Here is a 25,399-nt window from a genome sequence, read left to right as displayed (position 1 = left end):
GCAACGCGCGGGCCACTGCGACATTATTCGCTCGCGTGTCAATCGAAATGAGAGCACAGCCCGTTAGTGCCGGCGACTCGTTGACTGCCTAAAACGGCGCGTGCTAGACTCCGCGCTCTTCACCCCCTTGGCGCATCGATTGGTTGTGGAGTGGCTGTACATGTCTGCCATGGTGATTGGCACGAATTCGCGCAATACGCTATTTGAAGTGTTCCGCACGGGCGTCCACGAAGTGGTCCGAAAAATGGGGTTGCCCGTCGAGATATCGTTCACCGCCAATCACGCCGAAATAGTCGCGAAATCGATGGATTTCGGCAAGCGCGTCGAGTATTTCCGCATCGATTTCCCCGTGAAAGACGGGCTCGACCCGGACCAAATCCGGCACCGCATCGACGAGACCCGAATTCCGCATCAGCTTCGTGTCGTGGACGGCAGATGTTCGCTGACGCTGCCGGCGTTCGAGTGGCCGCAGATGCACATGCTCGAACCGATCGACAAGGTCGTTCTGGAGTTCGCCGGCCAGCCGCTGCGTTCGCAATCGTGGCAGGTAAACGTTGCGTCGTTCCGCAAGCTCGATTTCAACATCAATATGCTGATCGAGCAGTTGACGCAGAGCAAAGGTTCGGACATTCACCTGCGCGCGGGGACGCCGCCGTACATGCGCATCGACGGCGACCTGCGTCCGCTCGACTATCCACCGCTCAGCGCGGACGACATGCGCGAGATCGTGTTTCAGCTCGGCGGCCAGCAGCAGGTCGAGATACTGGAGACTGAGAAGGAAAGCAGCTTTCAGTACCATCTCGCGGGTATCGCGTACCTGCGGTGCAGCGGATACATCAAGATGGGCGCGATGGCGCTCGCGATTCGCTTCATCCCCGAGTCGCCGTTTCCGTTCGAGAAGCTCAACCTGCCCGAATCGATTCGTAATGTCGCGGATTCGCACCGCGGCCTGTTTCTCGTGTGCGGCGTGACCGGCAGCGGCAAGTCGACCACGCTGGCCTCGCTTGTCGACTACATCAACGAGAACCGGTACGCGCACATTATCACGACGGAAGACCCGATCGAGTTCGTGTACACGGACAAGAAATCGATCATATCGCAGCGTCAGGTCGGGCGCGACACGTTTTCGTTCGCAAACGCGCTGCGCGGGGCCTTGCGCGAAGACCCGGACGTGATTCTCGTGGGCGAGATGCGCGACCGCGAGACGATCCGCGCGGCCATCAGCGCGGCGTCAACGGGGCATCTCGTGTTCAGCACGCTGCATACGATGACGGCGGTGGACACGGTCAACCGCATCATCAGTTATTTCCCGAACGACGAACGCGACGTGATCCGTCAGGAACTGGCGTATACGTTGAAGGGCGTCTGCTGCCAGCGGTTGCTCAAGCGCACCGGCGGCGGCCGCATCCCGTGCATCGAATTGCTCCTGTGCAACCTGCCGATGGTGCGCGACGCGATCCTCGAAGGCGACATCCAGCGGCTCTACAACATCATCGAAGTCGACACGGAAATGAAGAGCTTCGATCAATACGCGGTAGAACTCTTTCGGAAAAACCTTGTCTCGCGCGAGGAAGCCATCTCCGCGTGCGCGGATGAAGAGGCGTTTATTCGCGTCACCACGGGAATCAAGGGCACCGAGGGCCGCAAGCTGCTGAAGTAGCCGTCAGGACGCGGCGAGAAATTTCTCCGGCCCGACTTCGGCGTATCCGTCTACGGTCACGTCCAATCGATACTCGACATCCTGCAGCGGGACGGATTGGAACGTGATCTCGTATTCGATTTTCGGGCACGCGTCCGGGTCGCCGGCGTCGTTTGCGCGAATCAACTCGAGAAAGTCCACGCCGCCCGGCGGCACCAGGGCAATCTCGGTCCCAAATCCGTTCGGATCGCTTGCCGTTCCCAACACAACCGGGTCGCCCGCGCCCGGCTTGGGAATGAACGTCACGGTCATGTCCGTCATGAAGCTGAAATCGCCGCTCGTGGCGGTGAGCACCGTCTCAACAAGTTCGAGTCGCTCCAGTCTGATGAACGCACTCAGATCGATATCGCCAACGGTTGTCACTTCACTTTGCAGTTCATCTTCCGTCGGCATTTCGCAGAACTTTTGCTTGTGCGTAATGGTCGCGCCGCCCTTCAGCGAAAACAGCGTGCTGAGAAAGCTGGCCTCGCCCACGGTGGCGGTCACACGAACGGGCCCTACGACCAAGTTGCCCTGAGGGGTGCAGGCGGAAGCGATGAGGATGAGAATTACAATAACGACAATAATTGCAAAGGTGTTTTGTCTAATAAAATCAGCAATTATGCGCATAATACAATACTCCTGCAGCACCCATAGACATGATGCCACAGCCGTGTGAATTTCGTAAAGGGGAAACGCCGAGGAAGCGTGTAGGAATCCGCCTACACGTGGATGTAGATCGCGGCGCCGGAGGGAAGTTTCGGAAAGAAATACGTGGCTTTTTGGGGCATCGACTCGCGCGCTTCGGCGCAGGCGCACACTTGCGACGGCTGCATGTTGCGCAAAATAAAGGCTGCGCCTTTCTTGCCGCTCTCGACCATGTCGACGGCGATGGCCGGGTCTTTCTCGTAGATGTGAAAGGCATCGGGCGCGAAGTGCAGGATGCCTTCGAGAATGCCGCCGTGCAACACCGAGACGTCGAGGTCGCGCCACGCGGGACCGTGCGCATCGCCGAGCAACGCGACGCGATCGATGTCGCGCAAGCGCAACACGTAGCGTTTGCCGCCGCGCAGCGCGAGGCCAATGGCGCACTCCTCTTCATCGCGAACGTGCGCGGCCAACTCGTCGTCCACCTTCAGGACCTCGAACCACTTCTCCAATTCGCGGAGGAATGCGGCCTCGTCAAAGTTGCCGGGCAGATCAATGACGCGGTGCGCGGGATACACGAACAGCCCCGGATCGTCCAGCGCGATGAAACCCATCAACACGTAGTCGTACGGGCGCGGACCGGTTGGCTTCTCGGCGAGGCGCATCTTGTCGCGGTAGGTGTGCGCGGTGCGGTACCGGTGATGACCGTCGGCGATGTACAGCCGTTTGCCCGCGAAAAATGCGGTCACGGCGGGATCCGCCTTCACGCGCCACACGCGCTGCGTCACGCCTTCGAAGGTGCGCGCGACGAGGTCGGGCGGGCGCTGGTTCATCTGACTTAAGAAATTCCCCAACTCGTGCTTATCGTCGCGGTATAACACAAACACCGCGCCGAGGTTCGCGCGGGTCGCTTCGGTCAGCGCAAGGCGGTCCGTCACCTTCCACTCGAAGGTCCGCTCGTGGCCGAGGACGGTGTCTTCGCCCGGCTCCGGCACTTTCGCCACGCCCAGGAACCCGCGCCGCACGCAGGTCTCGCCGTCCAGCGCCGTGAAGGTCTGCTCGAGCAGGTAATAGGAGTCGTCCTCGTCCTGTTTGAGGGCGCCCGTGGCAATCCACTCTTCGAGCAACTGCGCCGCGACGTCGTATTTCGATTTTCCGTCCCGGTCCTGCGGAAGTATCACATGCGTATAATTGTAGGGACTGCGCGCCGCGAGCACTACCCGCTCGTCTTCGGTGATGACGTCGAACGGGGGGGTGACAACGTCGTCGAGGCTACCGACGACGGCAGGATCGAAACGAAACGCGCGGAATCCGCGGACTTCTGACATGGTTGTAAACAGTCTCCCTGCGGGTGTTACCTAGAGGTAAACCAACAGTTTACGCGTGCGGCGGCGCGCGTTCAAGGTCGCGCACGGGTCTGCCACGACAGAACACGAAAAACGTGAGAGACACACGATCACAGATTTCACCGATGACACAGCGCGACGTAGTCACAGCCAAATCGCGGGTCCCGGGTATCGGGTTTCGGGTTTCGGGTGTCGGGTTTCGGGAATTCAAGAGGAGGAAGTAGCCGCGAAAGAGCGCAGGGAACGCACAGGTAGTCGGAGTCGGAGTCGGGTGGCGGGTGGCGCGGTACGTGGGAATCGGGGGCTGACGGTTCCGGCGGGTATGTCGTGAGCGTGGGTTGACGCGTGAGGATTGCGACGACGATTCGCAGCACTCCATGTGGATAGTGGAGGGGGTGCGTTTTTCTTTTTTGACGGAACGAGGGGGGTGGTTGAGCCGAATTCTTTGTAACCTCAGTGATTTCGTGGAGGCGTCCGATTTCGCACCGGGTGCAGGGGGGTACTCGACAATTCGACGATTCAAGGGGGCCTCCAGCGGTGATAGTCGCGCGGGCGGTCCCAGTTTTGTGTGGTAGTGTCCGTCAGACGGGGCGGCCTGGGGCTATCGCCGTTGGGACGAAGTACTTGGAAGCCGTTGACAGAATTGGGGTTCGGGACTATACTGCATTCGGCAAGAGCAAGGCTGTTTTCCTTGGTGGAGAATTATGTACGGGTAGCCTACTGAATAGTAGGTAAAGAGACCGCGGGATCGAGGGTCCGGCGGAAACGAGGGGGAGGGTTATGAAGTCGCACGAGCATGAAAAACAGGCCGCGATGGATCTCGCCGAGGACTCGCGCGAGACGGCGTGGGAGCACCCGAGTTTTGTGGCGGAGTTGTTCAACGGCAACTTCCGCTGGGACTTGATCTCCCCCTTCCCCGAGCAGGACCCCGAAGACAAGCGCATCGGCGACGAGTACATGGAGAAGGTGCGCGAGGTGATGGAGAAGTACATCGACCCGGAAAAGGTCGATCGTGATCAGGAGGTGCCGCGCGAGGCGTTGCGCGCGCTGGCGGACATCGGCTGCTTCGGGATCAAGATTCCGAAGGAGTACGGCGGCCTCGGCATGTCGCAGACCAACTACAACCGCATCGTGTCGTATATTGCGACGTATTGCGCATCGACGTCGGTCTACATCAGTTCGCACCTGAGCATTGGCGTGCCGCAGCCGCTGAAGCTGTTCGGCACGAAGGCGCAGAAAGAAACGTTCCTGCCGCGGCTGGCGAAGGGCGCGATCTCCGCGTTTGCGTTGACCGAGCCGAGCGTGGGCTCCGACCCGGCGAAGATGTCCACGACTGCGACGCCGTCGGAAGATGGTTCCTATTATCTGATCAACGGCGAGAAGCTGTGGTGTACGAACGGGCCGGTGGCGGAACTGCTCGTGGTCATGTGCGTGACGCCGCCGAAGATCGTCAACGGGAAAGAGAAGAAACAGATCAGCGCGTTCGTCGTCGAGACGGATACGCCCGGTTTTGAGGTCGTCCACGTGTGCCGGTTCATGGGCGTGCGCGGCATTCGCAACGGGTTGCTCCGCTTTAACAACGTGAAGGTGCCAGCGGAGAACCTGATCGGCAAGGCGGGCGACGGATTGAAAATCGCGCTGACGACGTTGAACACGGGCCGCCTCACCGTGCCCGCGACGTGCGCGGGAGGTGGAAAGGCGGCAATGCGCCACTTGCGCGACTGGGTGAACGAGCGCGTGCAGTGGGGCGCGCCTATCGCCAAGCACCAGGCCGTCGGCAAGAAGCTCGCGGATACTGCCGCGGCGACGTTCGCGATGGAGAGTATCAACGATCTCGCGTGCGCGCTCGCAGAACGCGGCGACGCGGACATCCGCCTCGAATCGGCGATGGCGAAGTACTATTGCACGGAGACCGCGTGGAAAATCTGTGACGACGTCTTGCAGGTGCGCGGCGGGCGCGGCTACGAAACGGCGGCGTCGCTCCGCGCGCGCGGCGAAAAGCCCTTCGCGGTGGAAATGTCGGTGCGCAACGCGCGCATTTCGCGCATCATCGAAGGCACGAGCGAGATCATGCAGTTGTTCATCGCGCGCGAAGCGATGGACACGCACGTGAGCCGCGTGATGCCGATCATGATGCCGAAGCCGGGGCAGAAGGAATCGAAGTTCCAGGCGATCATAAACGCATTGAAGTTCTATGCCGCGTGGTATCCGAAGACGTGGATGCCCGCGGGCGGCGGCTACGACGCGAAACACCTGTCGCAGACGAACGTCGAGCACCTGCACTACATCGCGCGGACGGCGAAGCGCCTGGCGCGTACGATGTTCCATACCATGGCGAAGTTCGGGCCGAAGCTCGAATACGAGCAACTCGTGCTCGCGTCGTTCGTGGATATTGGCACGGACCTCTTCGCGATGAGCGCGAGCCTCGCGCGCGCGGAAAGGCTGCTTGCGAAGAACCCGGGCGACGAAGATCTGCAAAACCTGGTCGACTACTTCTGCCGGTCCGCGCGGGAACGCATCGCACGCAGTTTCGCGCACGTGTCGCGAAACCACAACCGCCTGCTCAACAAGGTGTCGCGCGCGTACGCGGACGGCAAGTTCGCGTGGATGGACGACGCCATCTACAAGGGCACGCCCACGCATTTCGAGGAGGACCCCCCTGCCCGCGTTACGGTGGACATCCCGCAGCAGGAGCAAGTGCCGAAATAGATATGTCAAAAGTATAATCAAGCCCTCTTGCACCCGTGGAGGGTTTCGGATGTCGTTGGTCGTTCTAGCCAGTGAGAGGTGTAGGCGATTCGGTCGCATCGCCGTGTGCGTGGCTGTCGCGACAATCGTACACTCGTGCATCGATAATTGGGTACCGAATCTTCCCGAAGCGCCGATTGATCCCGTCAAGTGGGAGAACTATCCCGAACACGAGTTCGAATATGCGGGGCCCTACCTTCCACTTCCCGATGTCCCCATCCCGACAGACATTGGTAGCTTTGTGCTAATCAAAGGCGGCACATTCACGATGGGTGCGCCCCCCGAGTCAAAAAAAGTATGGAAAGGTGATGCTAGTTTGCGCCGGACGTTGGCGCAGCCACAACATGCGGAGACCATCGGGGACTTTCTAATTGGCAAATATCTTGTCACCGCGACCGAGTATTGTGAGTTTCTAAACGAACAAAGACGGGCTGGCCAAAGCACGGTGACATTTCTACAGTTTGGTGAGATATGTTCGATAGCTCGCTCTAACGGTGGAGACTATAAACCCAAACCTGGATATGAGTGGTCGGAGGTTGGCCCGGTGAGTTACGAAGGTGCGCAAGCATATTGCAGATGGGTTTCCGGCCGCGATGGCAGGACATACCGGCTGCCGACCGAGGTTGAATGGGAGTATGTAGCGCGGGGAAGTGAAGGCCGACTTTACCCGTGGGGTAATGAGAATCCTCTCGGCAGGGCGTTTCTGGCGGATGTGTACCGGAATTCTTGGGAGGAGGGCGCCCTTACTGCGACGTACGTTGGAAGATTTCCAAAAGGGGCAACGCCCGACGGCGTGCATGATATGATTTGCGAGCGCTGGGAAATGTGCCAGAACGCGTTCCACCCGTACACTACTGAAAGCATTACGGCCGACGCTGAACGTTGGGCGAAGTACGTGAGCGGAACCTGGCAACCCGCTTCGCACCAACACAGGCGATTTGGAGGGACCTCGGGTCCGGCCATGCGTGGCGGAGGGTATTTAGTTACCAGGGGACCGTATATCGTCGCGAACGCTTGGTCAAGGTCACCGGGTCCACCGATGATTGGCGGGCAGTGGGTTTACGAGGGAGGAGCCTTCCGCCTGTTATGCGAAGATGTGTCCGCGGCGCCAGAGTTGACGAGCAGAAAGACTGCGATGCCAAGCGACGCAGTACCGCGCGAAGTATCAATGGACATCCCGCAGCAGGAGCAAGTGCCGAAGTAGGTACGTCTGCCGTATAATTAAGCTGTGTCGCACCGGTCGAGGGTTACGAATGTCGTTGGCGTTGCTATCCGGCAGGAATCTTCGATGTAGTGGGCGCTTCGTCGCGTTGGTGCTTTTCATCCTCGCAGCAGAATCGTGCTTCTGGGATCCAGTCCCTCCCGAAGATCCCATTGATTCCGTCAAATGGGAGAACTATCCCGAGCACGAGTTCGAATATGTAGGCCCTTACCTTCCGCTTCCCGACGTTCCCATTCCGACGGACATAGGCAGCTTCGTGTTAATAAAGGGTGGCACTTTTACAATGGGCGCTCCTCCAGAGTCAGCGAAACTGTGGAAAGGCTTCACAAAACAGAGGCGCAGACTTGCATTGCCACAACATAAGGAGACTGTCGAAGATTTTCTGCTCGGTAAATACGCGATAACAGCAATGGAGTATTGTGAGTTCCTGAACGATGCGCGGCGAAAAGGCCAAAGCACAGTGACGTTTATTAAATTCGGTAACACTTGCCCGGTGGCACGATCCAACGGGGGCAGCTACAATCCCAAAGCGGGATATGAGTGGTCAGAGGTAGGGCCTGTGAGTTATGAGGGCGCACAAGCATATTGCAGATGGCGCTCAGAACGTGACGGCCGTAAGTACCGCCTCCCGACGGAGGTTGAATGGGAGTACGCAGCACGCGGCAGCGAAGGGCGCATTTATCCGTGGGGCAACGAAAGCCCCATGGGAAGAGTTTTTTTGATGGATGTGTACTGGGAAGACTCTTGGGATCATGGAGCCCCGATTGGCACATATGTTGGGAGGTTTCCGAAAGGTGCAACGCCTGAGGGCGTTCACGACATGATTGGTGGCAGCACCGAAATATGCCAGAATGCGTTACACCAATACACTGTGGAAAGCATCACGGCGAACAAGAGCATCTGGGATGAATATGTGAAGGGGAATTGGCATCCACCCGCTGACGAGTGGAGTAGTGCGGTATCTGGCGCTTCAGAATCACCAGCCCATCGCGGAGGAATGTACGCGGTCACGGGTGGCCCATATATTGTGGCTAACGGTTGGATCAGATTTGCCGGTCCACCCATGATGGGTGGGCCGTGGGACTACGGAGGTTGCTTCCGCCTCCTGTGCGAAGAACTCTCTGCGGCACCAGAGCTGACAAGCAGGAAGACTCCGACGCCAAGCGACCCCGTACCGAGCGAAGAAACGGTGGACATCCCGCAGCAGGAGCAAGTGCCGAAATAGTGCAGAATCGCTGCATTGGTAGATAGGCGCCCGGAACACTGTTCAGGGCGCCTCCTATTTTTGGGCATATTGCTGCAATTGAATATACTTGTGCCGGGGTCTTTCATCATGAGCAATCACCGCCAATGAACATTCTAATTATGGGCGCAGGGGCGATTGGGAGCGTTGTGGGCGGGTTCATGGCGGAACACGGCCACCGCGTGACGCTGATTGGCCGGGCCGATCACATGAACGCCGTCGCGAACCGCGGTCTGCGCATCACGGGAATCTGGGGCGAGCACCACACGACCCAACTCGATGCGCGTACGTCCGTGGCGGGGATCGAGCGCGGCGCGCACGACCTGATTCTTGTGAGTGTGAAAGCATACGACACGCCGCGGGCGGCGGACGCCATAGCCCCGCTCGTGGGAGGCGACACGCTGGTCTGCTCGTACCAGAATGGACTGGGCAACGCGGAAGTGATCGCGGAACGCATCGGTTGGGAGCGGACGATTGGCGCGAGGGCGATCTATGGCGTGGTGGTACGCGAACCCGGATGGGTGGACGTGACCGTCATCGCGAACCCGACGGCTCTAGGCACGTATCATCCGGTAACGTCAACCGATCGCGTGCGCGCGGTCGCCGAGGCGATGAACGCGACGGGACTGCCCACTGTGTACACCGATAAGATACGGACGGTGCTGTGGAACAAGGTGGCGTACAACTGCGCGCTGAACCCGATGTCGGCGCTGCTCGACGTGCCCTATGGCGGCCTGCTGGATACGGAGCATACGCGCCAGACCATGCGCGAGATTGTGCACGAACTCTACGCCGTCGCGAGGGCAATGAACGTGCCGCTCGAACCGGACACGCCCGAGAAGTACGTGCGCCATCTGTTCGAGGACCTCATCCCCCCCACCGCCGCGCACTACGCGAGCATGCGCGCGGATTTTATTCACCGGCGCCGCACGGAAATCGATTCGCTGAACGGCGCCATCAGCCGGTTTGGCGCGCAGCACGACATTCCCTGTCCCGCGAATACACTGCTGACGCGGCTTGTACACGCGCGCGAGTACGCCTTGGGTGTGCGGTGATCGCGGGGCGGGCCGGCAATGCTCGATGCGATATGGACGCTATGGACGACATGGACGCGACGCGGCATAGCCGCAACCGAAGGGATCTATCAATCAATTTGAGATTTGAAATTTCAGAATTTCAGAGAACAAACGCACTAAAGCCATTCAAGTCGGAGCACACCGACTGTTTCGTGCTCCCGCTCGCGAGTCGTTACCGGTCCTTCGCAGCCCTGCTGCTTCGGAGGGCAACGGAGGCAGTACGCGCACTCGATTCTCGAGGAGATCGAGTACGATGACGAGCAGGGGCACGCGCACGCGGTGCAGCCGCAACCGAAGGGCTCTAACTATCAATTTGAGATTTGAAATCTCAGAATTTCGGAGAACAATCGCACTAAAGCTATTCAAGTGTGAGCACACCGACCGTTTCGTGATCCCGTTCGCGAGTCGTTACTGGTCCTCCGCAGCCCTGCTGCTTCGGAGGGCAATGGAAGCAGTACGCGCACTCGATTCTCGAGGAGATCGAGTACGATGACGAGCAGGAGCACGCGCACGCGGTGTAGCCGCAACCAAAGAGCTTAATCAATCAATTTGAGATTTGAAATTTCAGAATTTCGGAGAACAAGCGCACTAAAGCCAAAGAGATCAAGGGTGAGGTGCAAAATTCTTGGATGTCTTCGGCAGGATCGATGTAATGGACGGTTTAGCATGACTCAGATCGGTTCTTGCTTCAGATGAGTAGTCGTTGTGCATGAACTAATTGTCGTTCTCGCATTTGCTTTGGGCGGCATTGTTCACGCGACCGCGGGGTTCGGTTCGGCGCTTATCGCGATGCCGATCCTGACGCTTGCGATTGCGCCGGTTACCGCTACACCACTCCAAAACTCCGTCGGCCTGTTTTTATCCGCATGGATTTGGTATCAGCACCGCGAACGGTGGCCCTGGCGCGATTCGATTCCGATCATTCTGTTCTCGCTCGCGGGAATACCGATCGGCACGTATGCGCTCGTGCATTTTTCCGAGAACGTCGTGTTGGGGGTGCTGGGCGGAGTGCTCCTCCTGTACGCGGCATTCGAACTGCGCGGTGTGCTGCTTGGCGCGAATTGGGAGCCTGCGTCGGTCCGAAGAGATCCGACTTATATCGGCGCGTCGATCGCCGGGCTGCTGTCGGGAATTCTTGGCGCGGCGTACGCGACGAACGGCCCGCCTGCCATCATCTACGGGCGCCTCCGCCGTTGGCCGCGGGCCGAGTTTAAGTCGGTGCTTCAGAGTCTGTTTCTTATCAGTGGCGCCGCGTCCGTGTTGTGGCAAGGCGCGGCTGGCCTGTTCACGCGCGACGTCGGGTGGTACGCGCTGTTTGCGTTTCCGGGACTCGCACTCGGCGCGTACATCGGTTACCGTATTGATCGCCGGCTCGACCACGACCAATTTCGGAATGTCGTATTGGGACTGCTCGTCGCGCTGGGCATCGTCCTGCTGGTACGCGCGTTCGCATAGGTCACGCCGACGGGTGCGGGGCACAATCACAGGAGGGGGACAACACCATGTTCCGATCAATGCCGATTCTGTTTGCCGTCGCGCTCGCCGCGCACGCCGCCCTTGCGGTAGGGCCCGAGTTCGAGGCGCGGTTTGTATTCGATCCGGAGCAAGCGATCGAGCCGCACGGGCACGTCCACGCGTCGTGCATTGTCGAATGCCCAAACGGCGATTTGCGCGCCGTGTGGTACGAGAACGGGCGCGAGTTGCCCGACCCATACTTTAAGAAGGACAAAGACAAGTCCGCCGACGTGCGCATCGGCGGCAGCCGGATGCAGCGCGGCGCGCAGGAATGGGAGCAGCCATTCGTCATGGCCGATACGTTTGGCGTGTCGGACAATAATCCGTGCATGGTCATCGACAGCCATTCGCGGCTGTGGCTGTTCTATCCGACGTTGCTCGGTGTGCCGGACTGGACCTGGGGGAGCGGCCTGGTCCATTACCGCGTCGCGTCGCGCTACGATCATCCCGGGCGTCCGACGTGGGACAAGTCAAATATCCTCGTGCCGCAGACCGAAGGGCCGGAGAACGTGATCGAGGCGGCGTTGAAAGCGCGCAAGGACGAAGGCTGGCCGGACGACAAAATTGCGGAGGCGCGCGCATTCGTGGAGGCGCAGCAGGCGCGGCCCCTGGCGGCACGACTCGGATGGTTTCCGCGCGCGCACCCTGTAATTCGCCTTGATGGAACCTTGGTCCTGCCGTTGGCGAACGAGAACACTGGGGTCGTGTGCATGGCGTTCACGAACGATGTCGGCGAGACGTGGACGTACTCGAAGCCGGTGCCCGACCTTTTCATGGAACAACCGACGATCGCGCAATACCCCGACGGTACGATGACGGCGTTCTTTCGCAATGACAGCGGCCGTATCAAACGGAGCGACTCGACCGACGGCGGCATGACGTGGGGACAGGTGTCGCGCACCGACAGGCCGCATCCGAATGCAGGAATCGAAGCGATTGTGCTGGCCAGCGGGAAACTTCTGCTGATCTATAACGATCAGGAAAAGGAACGCGACAGCCTGGCCGTGTCGTTGTCGGATGACCGCGGCACGACGTGGAAGTGGACGCGTCATCTCGAACAGACGAAGGGCGGGCGGTTCGACTATCCGTCGGTCGTGCAGGGGGAAGATGGGAGCATTCACGCGACGTACAGCTACAATCTGCGCACGATTAAGCACGTCCGCTTTAACGAGGCGTGGGTGATGGAAGGCGACCAACCGTAGGGGACGGTCACACAGATGCGCGCACGCGGTGCGTTTTTGCAACACCCGCGCGGTGTCCCTATCATATGGGGCTCTGTACGCATCGAGATCAGGGGCAAGCATGGGTTCTGGTTCGCTAACCGGGGTGTTGTTCTGGACGGTCATTGTCTGCGCCGTTCTGCTCACGCTTGCGGTGGTGGTGGAATGGATACGCCAATGGCGGGCCAAGCGCGCGCGCGTCGTCGGCATGTGGGATGCCGTCAGCAAGATTGCCCAGGAAAAAGAGCTAACCACAGAAGAACAATCCGTTTTGCACAAACTGCTGCGCCGGTGGTCGCCCGGCGAACCGCACCGCGCCGCGACGGTGCACCAGTATTTCGACGAATGCGTGGACGAGGAGATGGACGCGCTCCGCGCCAAAGGCGACTTGGCGGAGTTCGAACGCGTTGGCACGGTGCTTCGCGACATCCGCACGCGTCTCGCGCTCGATATGGTGCCGATCGGCCAGCGTATTTTTTCAACGCGGCAACTTTACAGTCCGCAGGAGGTGTGGTTTGTCGACGCCGCGGAATCGCCGCCGCGTTGGAAGCGGGGGCTGGTACAGGGCGTGAACGAGGCGTACTTCGGGGTGGGCATGGCGGTGGACGTCGAGCCGCCGCGCTATTCGGAAGGCGGTGACGTCCGATTTCGGCTGTATCGCGACGACGACGCCCGGTACAGCTTCACCGCGAAATTCGTGCGGCGCGAGTCCGAGCCGGTTGGACTTACCTTCGCGCATACCGCCGAACTCGAGCGGATTCAGTCGCGCGAGCACTACCGCGTGCGCCACGAGCAATCGACCAACGTTGGTGTGATGGACGGTCCCGTGGACGGCGCGGTCAGCGAGACCGACACGCCGCGCCGGATCGTCACGCGGCTGCGCGGCAAGATTGTAAACATCAGCGCGGGCGGGCTCGCCGTCGTCGTGCCGCAGCCCGTGCCGTCGCAGGTGATGCTGCGCGTCACCGTCGATCTGCCCCTTGAGCGGACGCAGAGTTTTGAAGTGGACGTGCGCATCGTCGCGGTGAACCCGCTGCCCGCGGGGCGGTACCTGGTGCGTGCGGCGTACGTTTCGATCGACGACGAGAACCGCGAAGCCGTCGCGCGCTACGTGATGCACAAGCAGCAACAGTACATCGAGATGACGGGACAGGCAGGGTAACGGTTGTGGAGTTGCTGAAGTCCGCGTCGAATGTGTTGCAGCGTCATCTGCCGAACGTCGCGCTGTACCTTGCCGTCACTGTCGTATTGAGCCTCGCGGGCTCGGCGTTCACCATCTATCAGACCGTTCTGAACCCCGACCCGGACGTCGAACCGACCCTGGCGTCGAATGCGATGCGAATCGCGTGGTTCACCGCGTACAGCGCCATAGCCGCGATCGCGCAATGTGTGGTGTTTTCGCGAATCGGGCGAGAAATCGACCGCCCCCTGTGGAAAGTCCGCGACGACCGCGAGGCGCTTCAGCGCTTCTACATGATGTGGTTCGAATTCAACCTTGTTGCGAACACCGCGTTCTGGATCGCGGGCACGCCTTTCGGTGAAGGGGAAATCCAGGCGCTCAACGTTTTGGCAACGTTCATTGCCTGGGCGCTTGTCGTTATTCTGGTGCCGTTCGGCACCTGCCAGATGTTCCTTGGATCGTTCTCGTGGCAGACCTTCGGCGATGGATTAGGCCCGCTTTCGCGTCGACCGATCGAATTCGCACCCGTGTTCGGCATCACGATCCTCCAGTGCATCTTTGGCACGTATGTTGGGTTGCTGACGCAGCCGGACGGGACAGAGACTTCGACGTTTGCGCTGATTACGGTCGCGCGGCTGGCGTGCGACCTCGCGATCGCCTATCTCGATTGCCTCGTGTTTACGGCGGCGTGGCTCGTCTGCAAGGACGACCGCGATTCGCCCGACGAGATCGACCTTGACTTCTAGGACCCGCAGCAGGGTCATCGTGACCTTGGCGCTCTTGGGCATGTGCGCGTTCGGAATCGTACTTGGGTTCATCGCGTACTCGGTGTCCGTCCCGAAGGGGTCGCCCAAGGCGCAGATGAACCGAACGGAAGCGGCGCTGACGCTGCTGGTGACGGCGCTTGAAACGTACAAGACTGACCTCGATGCATATCCGCCCGGAGGACAGACGGGTTTGCGCATGGCCACAAAGCATCTCTCCCGCAATGTGAATTACGTGCCAACGGACGAGTCGCTCGATGCGTGGGGCCAGCCGTTCGTGTATGTCCCCCACTCCGAATACGGCACACCGAACTCCGGCGCGTTGGAAGACGACGGCGAGTATTTCGCCCCGGAAACATACCAAGTCTATTCAATCGGCATGGATGGCGACGCCGGCATAAACTCCATCGAGAAGCGTGCCGACAACATTTCGAATTGGGACGCGTCGAAGCCGTGGCGTGAAACGTATCAGCGACGCCATCAGCAGTATTTCTTGGAGAGCGGCACGCGGCAATAGCGCGGACTACGACGTTTGGCGCGATTCAAGAATTTACGTAGCGACAGGCTGGGGCATTGCTCGGTCTCGAAGCCAAATACTCGATTACGATTATGAGAGCAGTGCGCTTTCAGCGCGCGGTGATGGGGGCGTGGACAATTTCCAGGGGCGATGCCCCCGGCGAGCAGCCCGTGGCAAAAGTCCAAACACCGCAATTTGTAGCGTCCCGCTCTCCGTGGCGGGCGCGATTTTGGGCCGAACTTGGCCTCGCCGCGTTTCGCCCGGCGCGGAGACCGGGCGCTACGGGAGTTTTGCCACGGGCTGCCAGGGTTGCGTTGCGCCTTTCGGCGCGCGGGACAACTTGTGCATTTTCGGAGTAGCACGATTACGAAGCACGAGCACGAGAATACCGCGCAGCATGTGTTTATTTGCAGAGCAGGTCGATTGTGGCGGCCACTTAATTCGTGTACTTGCCGTGGAATGGCGCCGCTACAGCGGGTTCACTTGATTGGCGCCCTGTTGCATCGCGCTGCGCACCATGATGAACTCCGACAGATTGCCCAGCGTCAGCAGTCCAACCAGCACGCCATGGTCCATCACTGCAAACGTTGACGAAGCGCTGGCCTGCAATTTCGGCAGTACCTCCTCCAAACGGTCCGTGGGACTGCACATGCCGATTTCGTTGGACATCGCATTTGCGACGGGCAGGCGCGGGCCGCTGTCGCTCAGCGCCTTGATGAGTCCAGCGTAGGTGAGTATTCCGACAATCCGTCCGACATGGTCGAGCACGGGGAAATCCTGCTGGAAGCCGCTGAAAATATCGTCAACGGCAGCGGACAGCGGGTCGTGCGGCGACAGCGAGCGAAACCGGGTAATCATCGCCTGGCGCACGGTTGCGTCGCCAAGCGCGGACTTCACCTGCGCCATGGACGCCTCGCCCTCGGCACCCAGCCACACGAACATCGCGATGAAGAACAGCATAAAGTTGCCCGTCATGAATCCGGCGAGGACAAAGAGCAGCGCCATCGCCTGCCCCACGCTTGCGGCGATCCGCGTGGCCTGAGCGTAGGGAAGTCTTGAGGCCAGGATTGCCCGCAACACGCGTCCTCCATCCATCGGGAATGCGGGCAGCATATTGAACAAGACAAGATAGACGTTCACGAAGAAGAACTGCTCGAGCGGCGGCGTCTCGAACCCGATTCCGCCCAGCATGGGAACGTGCCCGTAACCAATAAAAAGGATAATGCCCGAGATGACCGCGAGGGCGACGTTCACCGCGGGACCGGCAATTGCCACCCAGAATTCCTGGCGCGGCTTGTCCGGCATGCGTTCGAGCCGGGCGACGCCGCCAATGGGCAGCAGGGTAATGTCCTTTGTCTGAATTCCGTACCGCCGCGCCATGAGGCTGTGCCCCAGTTCGTGCAGCAGGACCACGCCGAACAGGACGGAGATCGAGACGATTCCCACGACGAACTGCAGCAGACTGCCATTCGACTGAACGTGCCCCAGCGCAATCCAGCCCAACAGAATGACGAACGTCCAATGTATGTATACGGCGATTCCGAACAGGGAACCTGCCCGCCATGACCATTTCATGTGTCCAATAACTCCAACGCCTTCGGCAGATCGCATTCAGTTCTCTATTAACAGTATAGCCAATGGACATATGCCCGTAGCGGTCTGCGAATGGGTAGAAGAATCCGGTCAAGGCTCGTTCGTGGACAGTCCGGCTCGCTTCTCTTACAGCGCCCGGGCTTCGTCTTCGCACTCGACGACATTCACACTCGTTCACACTCGTTCCCAAGCTCCCGGCTTGGGAACGCACCCGCGCCAGAAGCTCCGCTTCGCGTGCAAACTACAGCGGCATTTCGTCGATCTCCAGCACCGAATGATCGTTGCGGACATAGTTTCGTGCCGACGAGTACCTCCATTCCTCAGGAGCGTCGACGTAGCCGCGCCGAACCGGGTTTTCATGAATGTAATGAACCTTTTGTTGCATCATGGCGTCACTATCGATCTTCTTCGGGTGAAACCCTTCTTGCCACACCTGGTAATCGCTCTCGACTTTGTGCAGCCGTTTGTAATACGCGAACCGGTTGAGCAGCCAATCGCGGCCTGTCGCTTGCGCCATTCGCAGGATTTCGCGCGCCGTGAAACTTTTGAACGCCTGCATCACCTCACTGAGTTTGGGTGCTCCGGCGAACATGTGCATATGGTTTTCGAGGATGACGTATGCGTAGAGCCACATGTTCTTGTTTTTTTCGGCAGTGCGCAAGCGAGCGCGTAACGATCTCGAATGCGTCGCGGGTTATGAACACCGGGATCCACTCAACAATGGTGTTGGTAATGAAGTAGATGCCTTCGGCATCGTGCACTCTGTAGCGGGAGCGCATGAGTATTTAGCGTAGCAGGTTCCAATGCGCAATACTGCACGCGAAGCAGAGCTTCTGGGGCGAGTGCGTTCCCAAGCTGGGAGCTTGGGAACGAGAATACTGACGAGAATACTGACGAGAATACAACTACAGCGCCCAGGCTTCGTCTTCGCGTTCGACGACTTTCTTCTGGACTTTGATGTAATGCTTGGGGTCGTCGATGGGCGCGCCTTGGATGGGTGTGGCTTCGCCGGTGCCGAAGAGGTCGGCGTAGTCGCCGTGGAATCCGTCACAGATGCGGCGGGCGGCGCACTTTTCGCAGGCTTCGTGGTAGCGGTAACCGGCGTCGTACTTCGCGCGAATCATCGCTTCTTCGCGGTACATTTCCTCGGTGCCGCGGACGGCCTGCTCGATGCGCGCGACGACGTGTTGCGCGCCGAAGATGAACTTCGCCATCGTGGGCTTCTCGACGGCGAAGTCGCGCACCTTGTGTGCCATGCCCATGATCTGCCGGTCGCGCACGCCGATGCGGAACGCGGGCACAAGGCCGCCTTCCTTCATGCGCTGCGGCTGCAGGCCGGTCCACATCCAGCTCTGGTAGTCCCACTCGTGGTGGTCGTAGGGTAACTGCTGGAAGTTGTAGAAGTTTTTCTTATGACGGTCCTCGGCCATGCACAGCGGCAGGTAGCGCACGTTGCACTCGATATCCGCCGCTTCGAGCATGTCCATCGCTTCGGTCAGGTACGGTCTGATGTCCGAATACTTCGCGACGTTGTCGTGGGTGCGAATGCCGGTCTCCTGGTCTTCAAACGGATTGAACGCGAGATAGTTTACGGCGTTCGCGCCGTAGTCGATTGCCTTTTGTGCAATCTGCGGAATGATCGGCACGACGGGCTTCGACATCGTACAGTTGAAGCGGAACGGCATGCCGAGTTCCTGCATGCGGCCGATGGCTGTCGTGATTTTCTCGTAGGCGCCCTTCTTGCAAACGACCTCGTCGTGAATGTCGCCGATGCCGTGGAGGCTGCACAGGAAATCGCGGACGCCCGCGTCCCGGAATTTTTCAAGGTTGCCCGGCTTCGCGAGATGCAGACCGTTGGTAATCAGGGTCGGGTACAAGCCAATCTCATGGCAGTGCCGGATGAGTTCGAGAATATGCGGATAAATGGTAGGTTCGCCGCCCTGAATGTCGATCGACGTGCAACCGTAGAACTCGCGAAGGATGGTGCACATGTCCTTCGCTTTCTGTATGTCCATGAAGGGGTGCTCGGGGTGATGCGCATCGTCAATGCGGTTCAGGAAGTAGCAGAAGTAACAGCGCAGGTTACACGTCTGGCCCAGCCACATCACCGCGCGCTTCGTCAGCACGCGCTTCTGCGTCTTGTTCAGGCCCAGCTTTTGCCACTGGCCACCGCCAAACGTTGGCGCTCTACCCTCGGCGACCTGCGCGTTCTCCGCGACCGCAGTTTCCGGCGTCATCAGACCACTCCCCTGGTTGCAACTCAGAATGCCAAAGTATACCCGGAAAAGACGGCTTTATGCCATTCGATCCTGGTACAAGCCTTGACAAAACGCTTACAATTCAAACACTTACAGCAGGCCAAATATTCTCACTGCGGCTCGACCCGAACGAGGCCCTGAAAGTACAGGTGGCGGCCCGGCGCGAACCGCAAGCGGCCCGCATCGGGAGTCCGTAACGCCTGCAATACCCGGGTGTTATCCGAGAATCCCGTGTTCAGGACAGTCATTCGAAACGACACGCCGCCTGCAGTGCTCTTCAGCATAACAGACGGGAGATTGGGTGACAAGGCGCAGGCTGTGGCTCCTGTAGCGTATTCCTTGTTTACGTGGCGCCAATCCTCGAGTCCTTGCTCGAATGGCGGGAACTCGCCCGATTCGTGGTCCGTCTTCCATCGGTCGTATTCGGGGCGGAGTCCAATCGACGTATGGCACTCGTCCATGTCGAAATCGTCAAAGACTTCCAGCCAAATCGTCAGATAGAGCGCGCTGTCGCGCAGGTCGAGTTCCCAGTGCTGCGCAAACGGGAAACGCCGCGAGCGGCCGGTGACGCGCATGACCGACCCGGAGCACTCGACGTAGCCCCAATGGAGCTTGTCGCTATCGTTCCATATCTTGTGCGTTAGGATCGATGTGTAGAGGGCGACTGTGCGCGTTAGTTCTTCGCCGCGCCATTCGAGCGTGAAGCGGCCGTCCGCGAACCGCAACGTCAGATCGCCGTCATTTAGCGCCGTGCCGCGAACGTATTTTGCCCGGTAACCGAGAATAGTCTCGCGGTCCGCGCCGAGATTGATTTCGAGCGTGACCAATTCGTGCCGGCCCGCGGCCATGATGTTCTCCGGGCCGAGGTCGTTGAACAAAACCTGCAGTACTCGGCAGCCGACGGCATAATCCGTGTTCGACCACTGCAGCCGGTGCGGTTTGGATTGCCCCACGGCCTCGATGGAGACCGGTGACGGACCCCCGGGATCGTCGGAGAACGCGCCGGCCTCGCGCACAACTGCGTCGCCCGGCACGATTTCCAGGTAGGTTTGCTGTTGCAGCGGGATTTCGGGAAAGGCCCCGGTCTCATCGCGATACTGCCAGCGCGTGAATGACTTCTTCACAAACAGGTTTACGTCAATGCCCTCGACCTGCACAGCGCGTTCGCACTCGACCTCAATCGACCACGTGAGCGTGCTGCCGTTGAGTTGCAGCCGCCACGTATGTGTTATCGGCAGGCGAGGCATTTTGCCGACCGCGACACAGCCGTTCTCGCTGCGCGCGACGACATTCCAGTCGGCAGACGGGGAGGCATGAACAAAACCCATACTGCGCAGGTGGACCTGAAACCCGCTGGTCGCGCTAATTTCCTTGCGGTTGTGAAACGCCGATATGCGCCCGTGACTCACAATCGCTTCGGCTGATGGCGACGCAATCGTGTGGATGCCTTTCTTTTGTCCGATCTGCCGCAGATAGAAATCGATGGTCTCCTGCACGGTACCGCGGACAAACATCGTCCCGCCGCTCAACAAGATGACGCGATCGCACAGCGTGTTGACGATGCTGAGATCGTGCGAGACGAAGAGAATAGTCTTGTCTTGGCTGCGCAACTCTCCGATTCGTTCGCGGCACTTACGCTGAAAATCTTCGTCGCCGACAGACAGCACTTCGTCGACGAGAAAGATGTCCGGGTTCGAGTGCACCGCGACCGCGAACCCAAGACGGACGAACATGCCGCTCGAATAGGTGTCGACAGGATTATCGATAAACTCTTCGAGTCCGGAGAAGGCGACGATATCGTCGAACACGTTATCGACTTCCGCGCGCGACATCCCCAAGATTCGCCCGTTGAGATAAACGTTTTCACGCCCCGTGAGGAGGGGATGAAATCCTGCGCCGAGTTCGAGCAGCGATGCGACGCGCCCGCGCACCGTGACGCGGCCCGAGGTCGGCGCCGTGACCCCGGCAATTATTTTCAACAGCGTGCTCTTGCCCGCGCCGTTGGCCCCGATTAGTCCGACGGACTCGCCGTGATCGACGGTGAACGAAATATCGTGTAACGCCTGAAACGTAGAATGTTTCCGGCCGCGCAACACGTCAGCCAATCCGCCACGCCCGAGCAGCATGCCCGCGCCACGACGCGTCGAGAACGATTTCGAGATATTCTCAAGCTCGATTAGCGGCATAGCAAAGCCAAATCAAACTTACGGACGCACGGGTAGCGCCGCGCTCGCCGAGCGTGGCGCGCATTGGAGCCGGTGAGCGTTGCAGGCGATCAACCCCGGACTGCGCCGCGCTCGGCGAACGAGGCGCTGCTTGCGCAAAACCGGTCATAGATGGTCCGCAATCGTCGGCGACATGCGGCGAAACACGAACGCGCCGACGATTAGAATGCCCAGAGCACATATAGTTGGCCAACCCAACTCACTCATCGGTGGGAATTCGTTGCCGAGCAGCGCCGTGCGATAGGCTGAAACGATACCCACCATTGGGTTCAGCGCATAGAGTGTCAGCACCGCCGGATAGTTGCCCGCGGCGATGCGAAGGGCGTCGGTCGAGTAGAAGATGGGCGTGGCGTAGAAACCCATCATTAGCCCCACCTCAACGGCGTAGCCGACGTCGCGGAACCGCACGTTCAGGCTCGAGCACAGCAGGGCCAGGCCGATGAGTAACGCACATTGGACCACGAACACCAGCCCTGCCCAGACGACTCCAATTCCGACAGGGTGATCGTGATAGGAGTACATGCCGATCAATACGAGAAGCCCTATCGCCAGATTGACAATACTGTTGCCCATCGACGCGATGGGGATCAGTTCGCGCGGAAAATAGACCTTTTTGATCAAGTCCGCGTTGTCGATGAGGGAAACCGTCGCCCGGCTAAAGGCCGACGCGAAGAACTGCCAAAAAATGAGCGCAGTGAGCAGCATCAATTCGTACGGATGATCGTCGCCGCCGGTTACGGCGAATCGGCCGCCGAAAATTTTGCCGAACACAACGTACAAGATAAGCATCATGAGTATGGGCTGGAGCACCGCCCACACGAACCCCATGACGGCATTTCGGTACCGGGCGCGCAGGTCCTTCGATATCAGGTCCCATAGCAATCCGCGGCTTCGGAGCAGTTCGCGAACGCCTCCGGCGACGGAATGGTCGACGTTCGAGTAGATCGTTAGAGACATGTACCAGACGGTATCAAGGAGCCGGAGATCGAATCAAAGCCCCGATGCCCACAGTTTTCGCACCACGCCAATTATCAATGGCACGGCGCCGCACTGGCGCGATTACTCCGTCACTGAAAACTCGACATCCGCCCACGTAACATTGCCCTGCTTGTCCGATACTTGAACATGCAGGACCGTCTCTGTACCGACGGGAATCGGTTCGGGTAGCGTATATTGATAGATGCCATCGCCGACGAGTTGGAAGTAGTCCGCCAGTTCATCGCCGGGGTTTCGTGCCGCGACGATTTGTGCGTCGCACTTCACGGACAGCGAGCCGTTCTTGATACCGCTGTTGGCGTCGGCAACGCCAATCCGAATGACGCTGAGCGGACCGCCGGGGTTTGCGCCAGGCCGTGGCGAACTGACGGTGAGCGTGGGCCGGAGGTCGTCGAGGTACCAGCCGAAACCTTTGTTATCGGTGCCCTTCGTCAGATCGATGGGACACCCGAGATCGATCCATCGGACGATCAGCATCTTTTGTTCTTCGGATAACGGGGGCACGCCGCTATCGGGCGGCGGCATGATGGTGCCGGTGTAGTCCAAATCGCAATCGTTCGGATCAACACCGTATTTCAACGAATTCCGATCACCCGGAATTTTTTCCGTAGGATGGTCCTTATTCTTCCATCCGTCGAGCCTCTCACCGAAGATTTTCCAAACCAACAGGCTGCGCCTGCTTTGGAACATGCGAATGTATCGGCTGGCATTCGTCTGACGCCATTCGGGGTCGCCGCCAACGGTTACCAGGGGTTTGTAGCCCCAGCGTGCGTCGCGGTCCCAGGCAAGCCGTTCATAGTCGTTTGGCAGCGTGCCTTCGAGTTTCCGGTCATCCAGCACCAAGTTTCCGGGTGGGGTCGGGTCTTTCTTCGTATGGCATGGCGTGCAATGCTTCTTGAGAATCGGCCGGATGTCCCGGATGAATTCGACGTCAACGACGCTCTTCTCATCGTACGCGAGTACCGTTTCTCCAACATCGTCCTGGGCGAGCAACGGCGTCTGTTTCGACAGGTCCCAGACCTGATAACCCGGCTGGCCTGCCGCGGTCAGGTCGAAGGCAAGCGGCATCTGACTGTGGGCGTGGCAACCCCCGCAGTCGTTGCGCACCTCACCGGGCCGGACTTGGTGCCAGGTCTGCGCCATATTCAACACCATGCCGTTCTTGTCGAGCGTCTGAAACGTAAACGGCGTGTCCGCGGGAATCTTCGCCAAGAAGCTCGTATCGGGATTTCCGTCGGGATCCTTTATGGGCGAGCCGTCGGGATTGAATTTCAGTACGGGAATTTCGCCGAGAATGCGCAGACGTTCCCCGGCGTGGCTTTCGTAATGACGTCCGCTGTTCGGACCGCGGTACCGGTCGGTGACCGGCTCCATCGCGAGGAGGCGTACGGCGTAGATATCCTTGTCTTTGTACAGGCCCGCGTCCGCGCCCTGATATATCCAGTTCGTACTTTGGTCGTTTTCCGTCGTGTTGAATGCGTCCATCCCGTCAAACTCATTCTCCCAGGCGATGACGTATCCAGGGAACGTATCGCGCTTGATGAGACTACTGCTGCCGACGAGGCCATACGGGGTGCCTTCGGGAAGGTCGGGATGGAGCGATCCGTCGTTCGGAAGCCACGGCAGGTCGACCGGTTCTTCGACGCCGTGGACATCGATGTACGGAACCACCGGGCGCGGCCAGACCTCGTTGTAGTTGCCGTTGTTCTTAATCTTCACCAATTGATTTGGGCTGGTTATCACGCCGCCATCGCGAATCAGGTAGATGCCGGCGTCAGGGGCGGGCAGCGACACGGGCCGATTGAGCGCGTTGACTGGTCCAGCCGAATAGGCCACCAGCAGATCGTTGTTCGGCGCGGCACAGGGGTGTGTGAACTTGCCGACACGTGTTCCGCCGGAGCCGACCGCGGCCGCTTCATCCGCGCCGCTCGAGAACGGCGTCAGCACGGTGATTCCCTTTGGCGTGAAGCTCATTTGCTGGCCCCACTCGATGCCGCTCGCGAGCACCTGGACCAACCACGTATTTTCTTTCCGGACCCACGTCTGGAAGGGCGGCTCGTCCTGCGGCGGGCGCGGCGGGATGCTGTACAGGGTCCCGAACCCGAAATTGTTCAGGTTATAGTAGTTCTCGACGACGATGTCCTCGTTGGAAAGTTGTGTCGTAAAGTGCAGGGCCTGGCCGGGGAGGAACGCACTCATGAGAGGCTCCCATTTGCGCCCGTCCGGCCAGATGGCCCACAGTCCCCACATGCGGAGATCGCGCAACCCCTGGGATTCGTATGAGCTGAACATGATCCGGCCGTCTTTCAGCGGGACCGGATGCATGGCGCTTCCGATCGACATCGGGGCGATGCATTGCACGTTCGAACCGTCATCGTCCATCACGAACAGTTGCAGGGTGGGCGCCGTGTAATACAGCTTCGGCGGGGTGAACCCGTTGCGGCTGCTTACGAACGCGATCTTCCCGCCGGGCAGCGGACATGGCCCAAGATTGATGATGCCGTGGACGAGGCTGTTGGCAACCCACGTCGGATTGTCGACAAAACTATCGAGAAGCCACGTTCCCGATCCCATGTTTGGTGTAAATTCCTGGTCGGTCAGTTGAACAATTTCGCGCGTTTCCAGGTTGATCTTGAAGATGTCGGAACCGGCCTTGGTGATGTTGTACGCGCCAACCGGGTCCACCTGATGGAAGAACGCGTAGTACACCCACTTGGCGTCGAAGGACACAAACGGGTCGGTCGCCGCGCCCTCGCCTGCGTCGACCAGAACCTCTTCCGATCCGTCCGGATGGAGCAGCATGAGATCGCAGCCCGGTTCGATTCGCGCGGGGTGGAACACCTCCGGCCACATTACGTGCTCGTTGTCGCCCGCGCGCGGCTGGCGTACATACACGATGTCGTAGTCGACAACTTGGGCAGCCTGGGCCATCGAGGCAAGGCATATGAGTGCAAAGGTCAGACGGGTAAACTGCATCCCGTTACTCTCCCTCGGCGCGTGTGTGATCCACGTCGCTCTTCCCTTGCCACGCAGGACCAAGAACAGTCCGGCCTGAGCGCGGGGAGCAAGTCGCGTACCGAATCATTTTGCGGACGTCCCCGATTCCAGCGTTCGTCGCAGCGCGTGCTTACGGACTACATCCCTACGCACTTAACCCTTTTCAAGGTAAC

General features: G+C 59.6%; 17 protein-coding genes and 1 pseudogene. 10 read left to right on the top strand and 8 right to left on the bottom strand.

The features are described 5' to 3' along the window. Positions 1–160 precede the first annotated feature (160 nt). A complete protein-coding gene (locus tag HUU46_10955) occupies positions 161–1,660 on the top strand; it encodes a PilT/PilU family type 4a pilus ATPase (GenBank protein ID NUM54152.1) in 1,500 nt (499 codons plus the stop codon). A 3-nt stretch (positions 1,661–1,663) separates the two neighbouring features. Here the strand turns inward: HUU46_10955 and HUU46_10950 are convergent, their stop codons facing one another. Continuing rightward, the gene (locus tag HUU46_10950; protein ID NUM54151.1) at positions 1,664–2,308 is read right to left on the bottom strand and encodes a hypothetical protein; all 645 of its coding nucleotides are present in this window, start codon (positions 2,306–2,308) and stop codon (positions 1,664–1,666) included. A 92-nt stretch (positions 2,309–2,400) separates the two neighbouring features. Continuing rightward, positions 2,401–3,654, bottom strand: coding sequence for a DUF1015 domain-containing protein (locus tag HUU46_10945; GenBank protein NUM54150.1), 1,254 nt, complete (start codon positions 3,652–3,654; stop codon positions 2,401–2,403). A 798-nt stretch (positions 3,655–4,452) separates the two neighbouring features. Between HUU46_10945 and HUU46_10940 the strand changes: the two genes are divergently transcribed. From HUU46_10940 to HUU46_10900, 9 genes are all read left to right on the top strand, one after another. Further along, a complete protein-coding gene (locus HUU46_10940) occupies positions 4,453–6,381 on the top strand; it encodes an acyl-CoA dehydrogenase family protein (GenBank protein NUM54149.1) in 1,929 nt (642 codons plus the stop codon). Between the two features lie 49 nt (positions 6,382–6,430). Beyond that, on the top strand, positions 6,431–7,624 hold the full coding sequence (locus HUU46_10935) for an SUMF1/EgtB/PvdO family nonheme iron enzyme (protein ID NUM54148.1): 1,194 nt from the start codon (positions 6,431–6,433) through the stop codon (positions 7,622–7,624). 49 nt (positions 7,625–7,673) lie between these two features. Then, complete coding sequence (locus tag HUU46_10930) at positions 7,674–8,867, top strand: SUMF1/EgtB/PvdO family nonheme iron enzyme (GenBank protein NUM54147.1); 1,194 nt, start codon at positions 7,674–7,676, stop codon at positions 8,865–8,867. Positions 8,868–8,992: 125 nt separating this feature from the next. After that, positions 8,993–9,940, top strand: a complete 948-nt coding sequence (locus tag HUU46_10925) for a 2-dehydropantoate 2-reductase (protein ID NUM54146.1) — start codon at positions 8,993–8,995, stop codon at positions 9,938–9,940. Positions 9,941–10,666: 726 nt separating this feature from the next. Further along, a complete protein-coding gene (locus HUU46_10920; GenBank protein ID NUM54145.1) occupies positions 10,667–11,416 on the top strand; it encodes a sulfite exporter TauE/SafE family protein in 750 nt (249 codons plus the stop codon). Between the two features lie 47 nt (positions 11,417–11,463). Beyond that, positions 11,464–12,678 carry an exo-alpha-sialidase gene (locus HUU46_10915; GenBank protein ID NUM54144.1) on the top strand — a complete coding sequence of 405 codons (1,215 nt, stop codon included), beginning with the start codon at positions 11,464–11,466 and terminating at the stop codon, positions 12,676–12,678. A gap of 100 nt (positions 12,679–12,778) precedes the next feature. Continuing rightward, a complete protein-coding gene (locus tag HUU46_10910; protein NUM54143.1) occupies positions 12,779–13,858 on the top strand; it encodes a PilZ domain-containing protein in 1,080 nt (359 codons plus the stop codon). A gap of 5 nt (positions 13,859–13,863) precedes the next feature. Next, complete coding sequence (locus HUU46_10905; protein ID NUM54142.1) at positions 13,864–14,622, top strand: hypothetical protein; 759 nt, start codon at positions 13,864–13,866, stop codon at positions 14,620–14,622. Beyond that, positions 14,612–15,157, top strand: coding sequence for a type II secretion system protein GspG (locus HUU46_10900; GenBank protein ID NUM54141.1), 546 nt, complete (start codon positions 14,612–14,614; stop codon positions 15,155–15,157). Before HUU46_10905 ends, HUU46_10900 begins: the two co-directional genes overlap by 11 nt. Before the next feature lie 468 nt (positions 15,158–15,625). Here the strand turns inward: HUU46_10900 and HUU46_10895 are convergent, their stop codons facing one another. The 6 genes and pseudogenes from HUU46_10895 to HUU46_10870 all read right to left on the bottom strand — a co-directional run bounded on the left by HUU46_10895 (position 15,626) and on the right by HUU46_10870 (position 25,205). Next, positions 15,626–16,732: a site-2 protease family protein gene (locus tag HUU46_10895; GenBank protein NUM54140.1), complete on the bottom strand. Its 1,107-nt coding sequence runs from the start codon at positions 16,730–16,732 to the stop codon at positions 15,626–15,628. Positions 16,733–16,991: 259 nt separating this feature from the next. Continuing rightward, positions 16,992–17,529, bottom strand: a pseudogene (locus HUU46_10890) (transposase). A 126-nt stretch (positions 17,530–17,655) separates the two neighbouring features. Further along, positions 17,656–18,987, bottom strand: a complete 1,332-nt coding sequence (locus HUU46_10885; protein NUM54139.1) for a radical SAM protein — start codon at positions 18,985–18,987, stop codon at positions 17,656–17,658. A 131-nt stretch (positions 18,988–19,118) separates the two neighbouring features. Further along, positions 19,119–21,194, bottom strand: a complete 2,076-nt coding sequence (locus HUU46_10880; protein NUM54138.1) for an ABC transporter ATP-binding protein — start codon at positions 21,192–21,194, stop codon at positions 19,119–19,121. Positions 21,195–21,338: 144 nt separating this feature from the next. Beyond that, a complete protein-coding gene (locus HUU46_10875; GenBank protein NUM54137.1) occupies positions 21,339–22,190 on the bottom strand; it encodes an ABC transporter permease in 852 nt (283 codons plus the stop codon). A 102-nt stretch (positions 22,191–22,292) separates the two neighbouring features. Then, positions 22,293–25,205: a hypothetical protein gene (locus tag HUU46_10870; GenBank protein NUM54136.1), complete on the bottom strand. Its 2,913-nt coding sequence runs from the start codon at positions 25,203–25,205 to the stop codon at positions 22,293–22,295. Positions 25,206–25,399 lie beyond the last annotated feature (194 nt).

This window comes from Candidatus Hydrogenedentota bacterium, assembly GCA_013359265.1.
GTDB lineage: Bacteria > Hydrogenedentota > Hydrogenedentia > Hydrogenedentales > SLHB01 > JABWCD01.
This window is presented reverse-complemented; position numbering and strand designations above follow the sequence as displayed.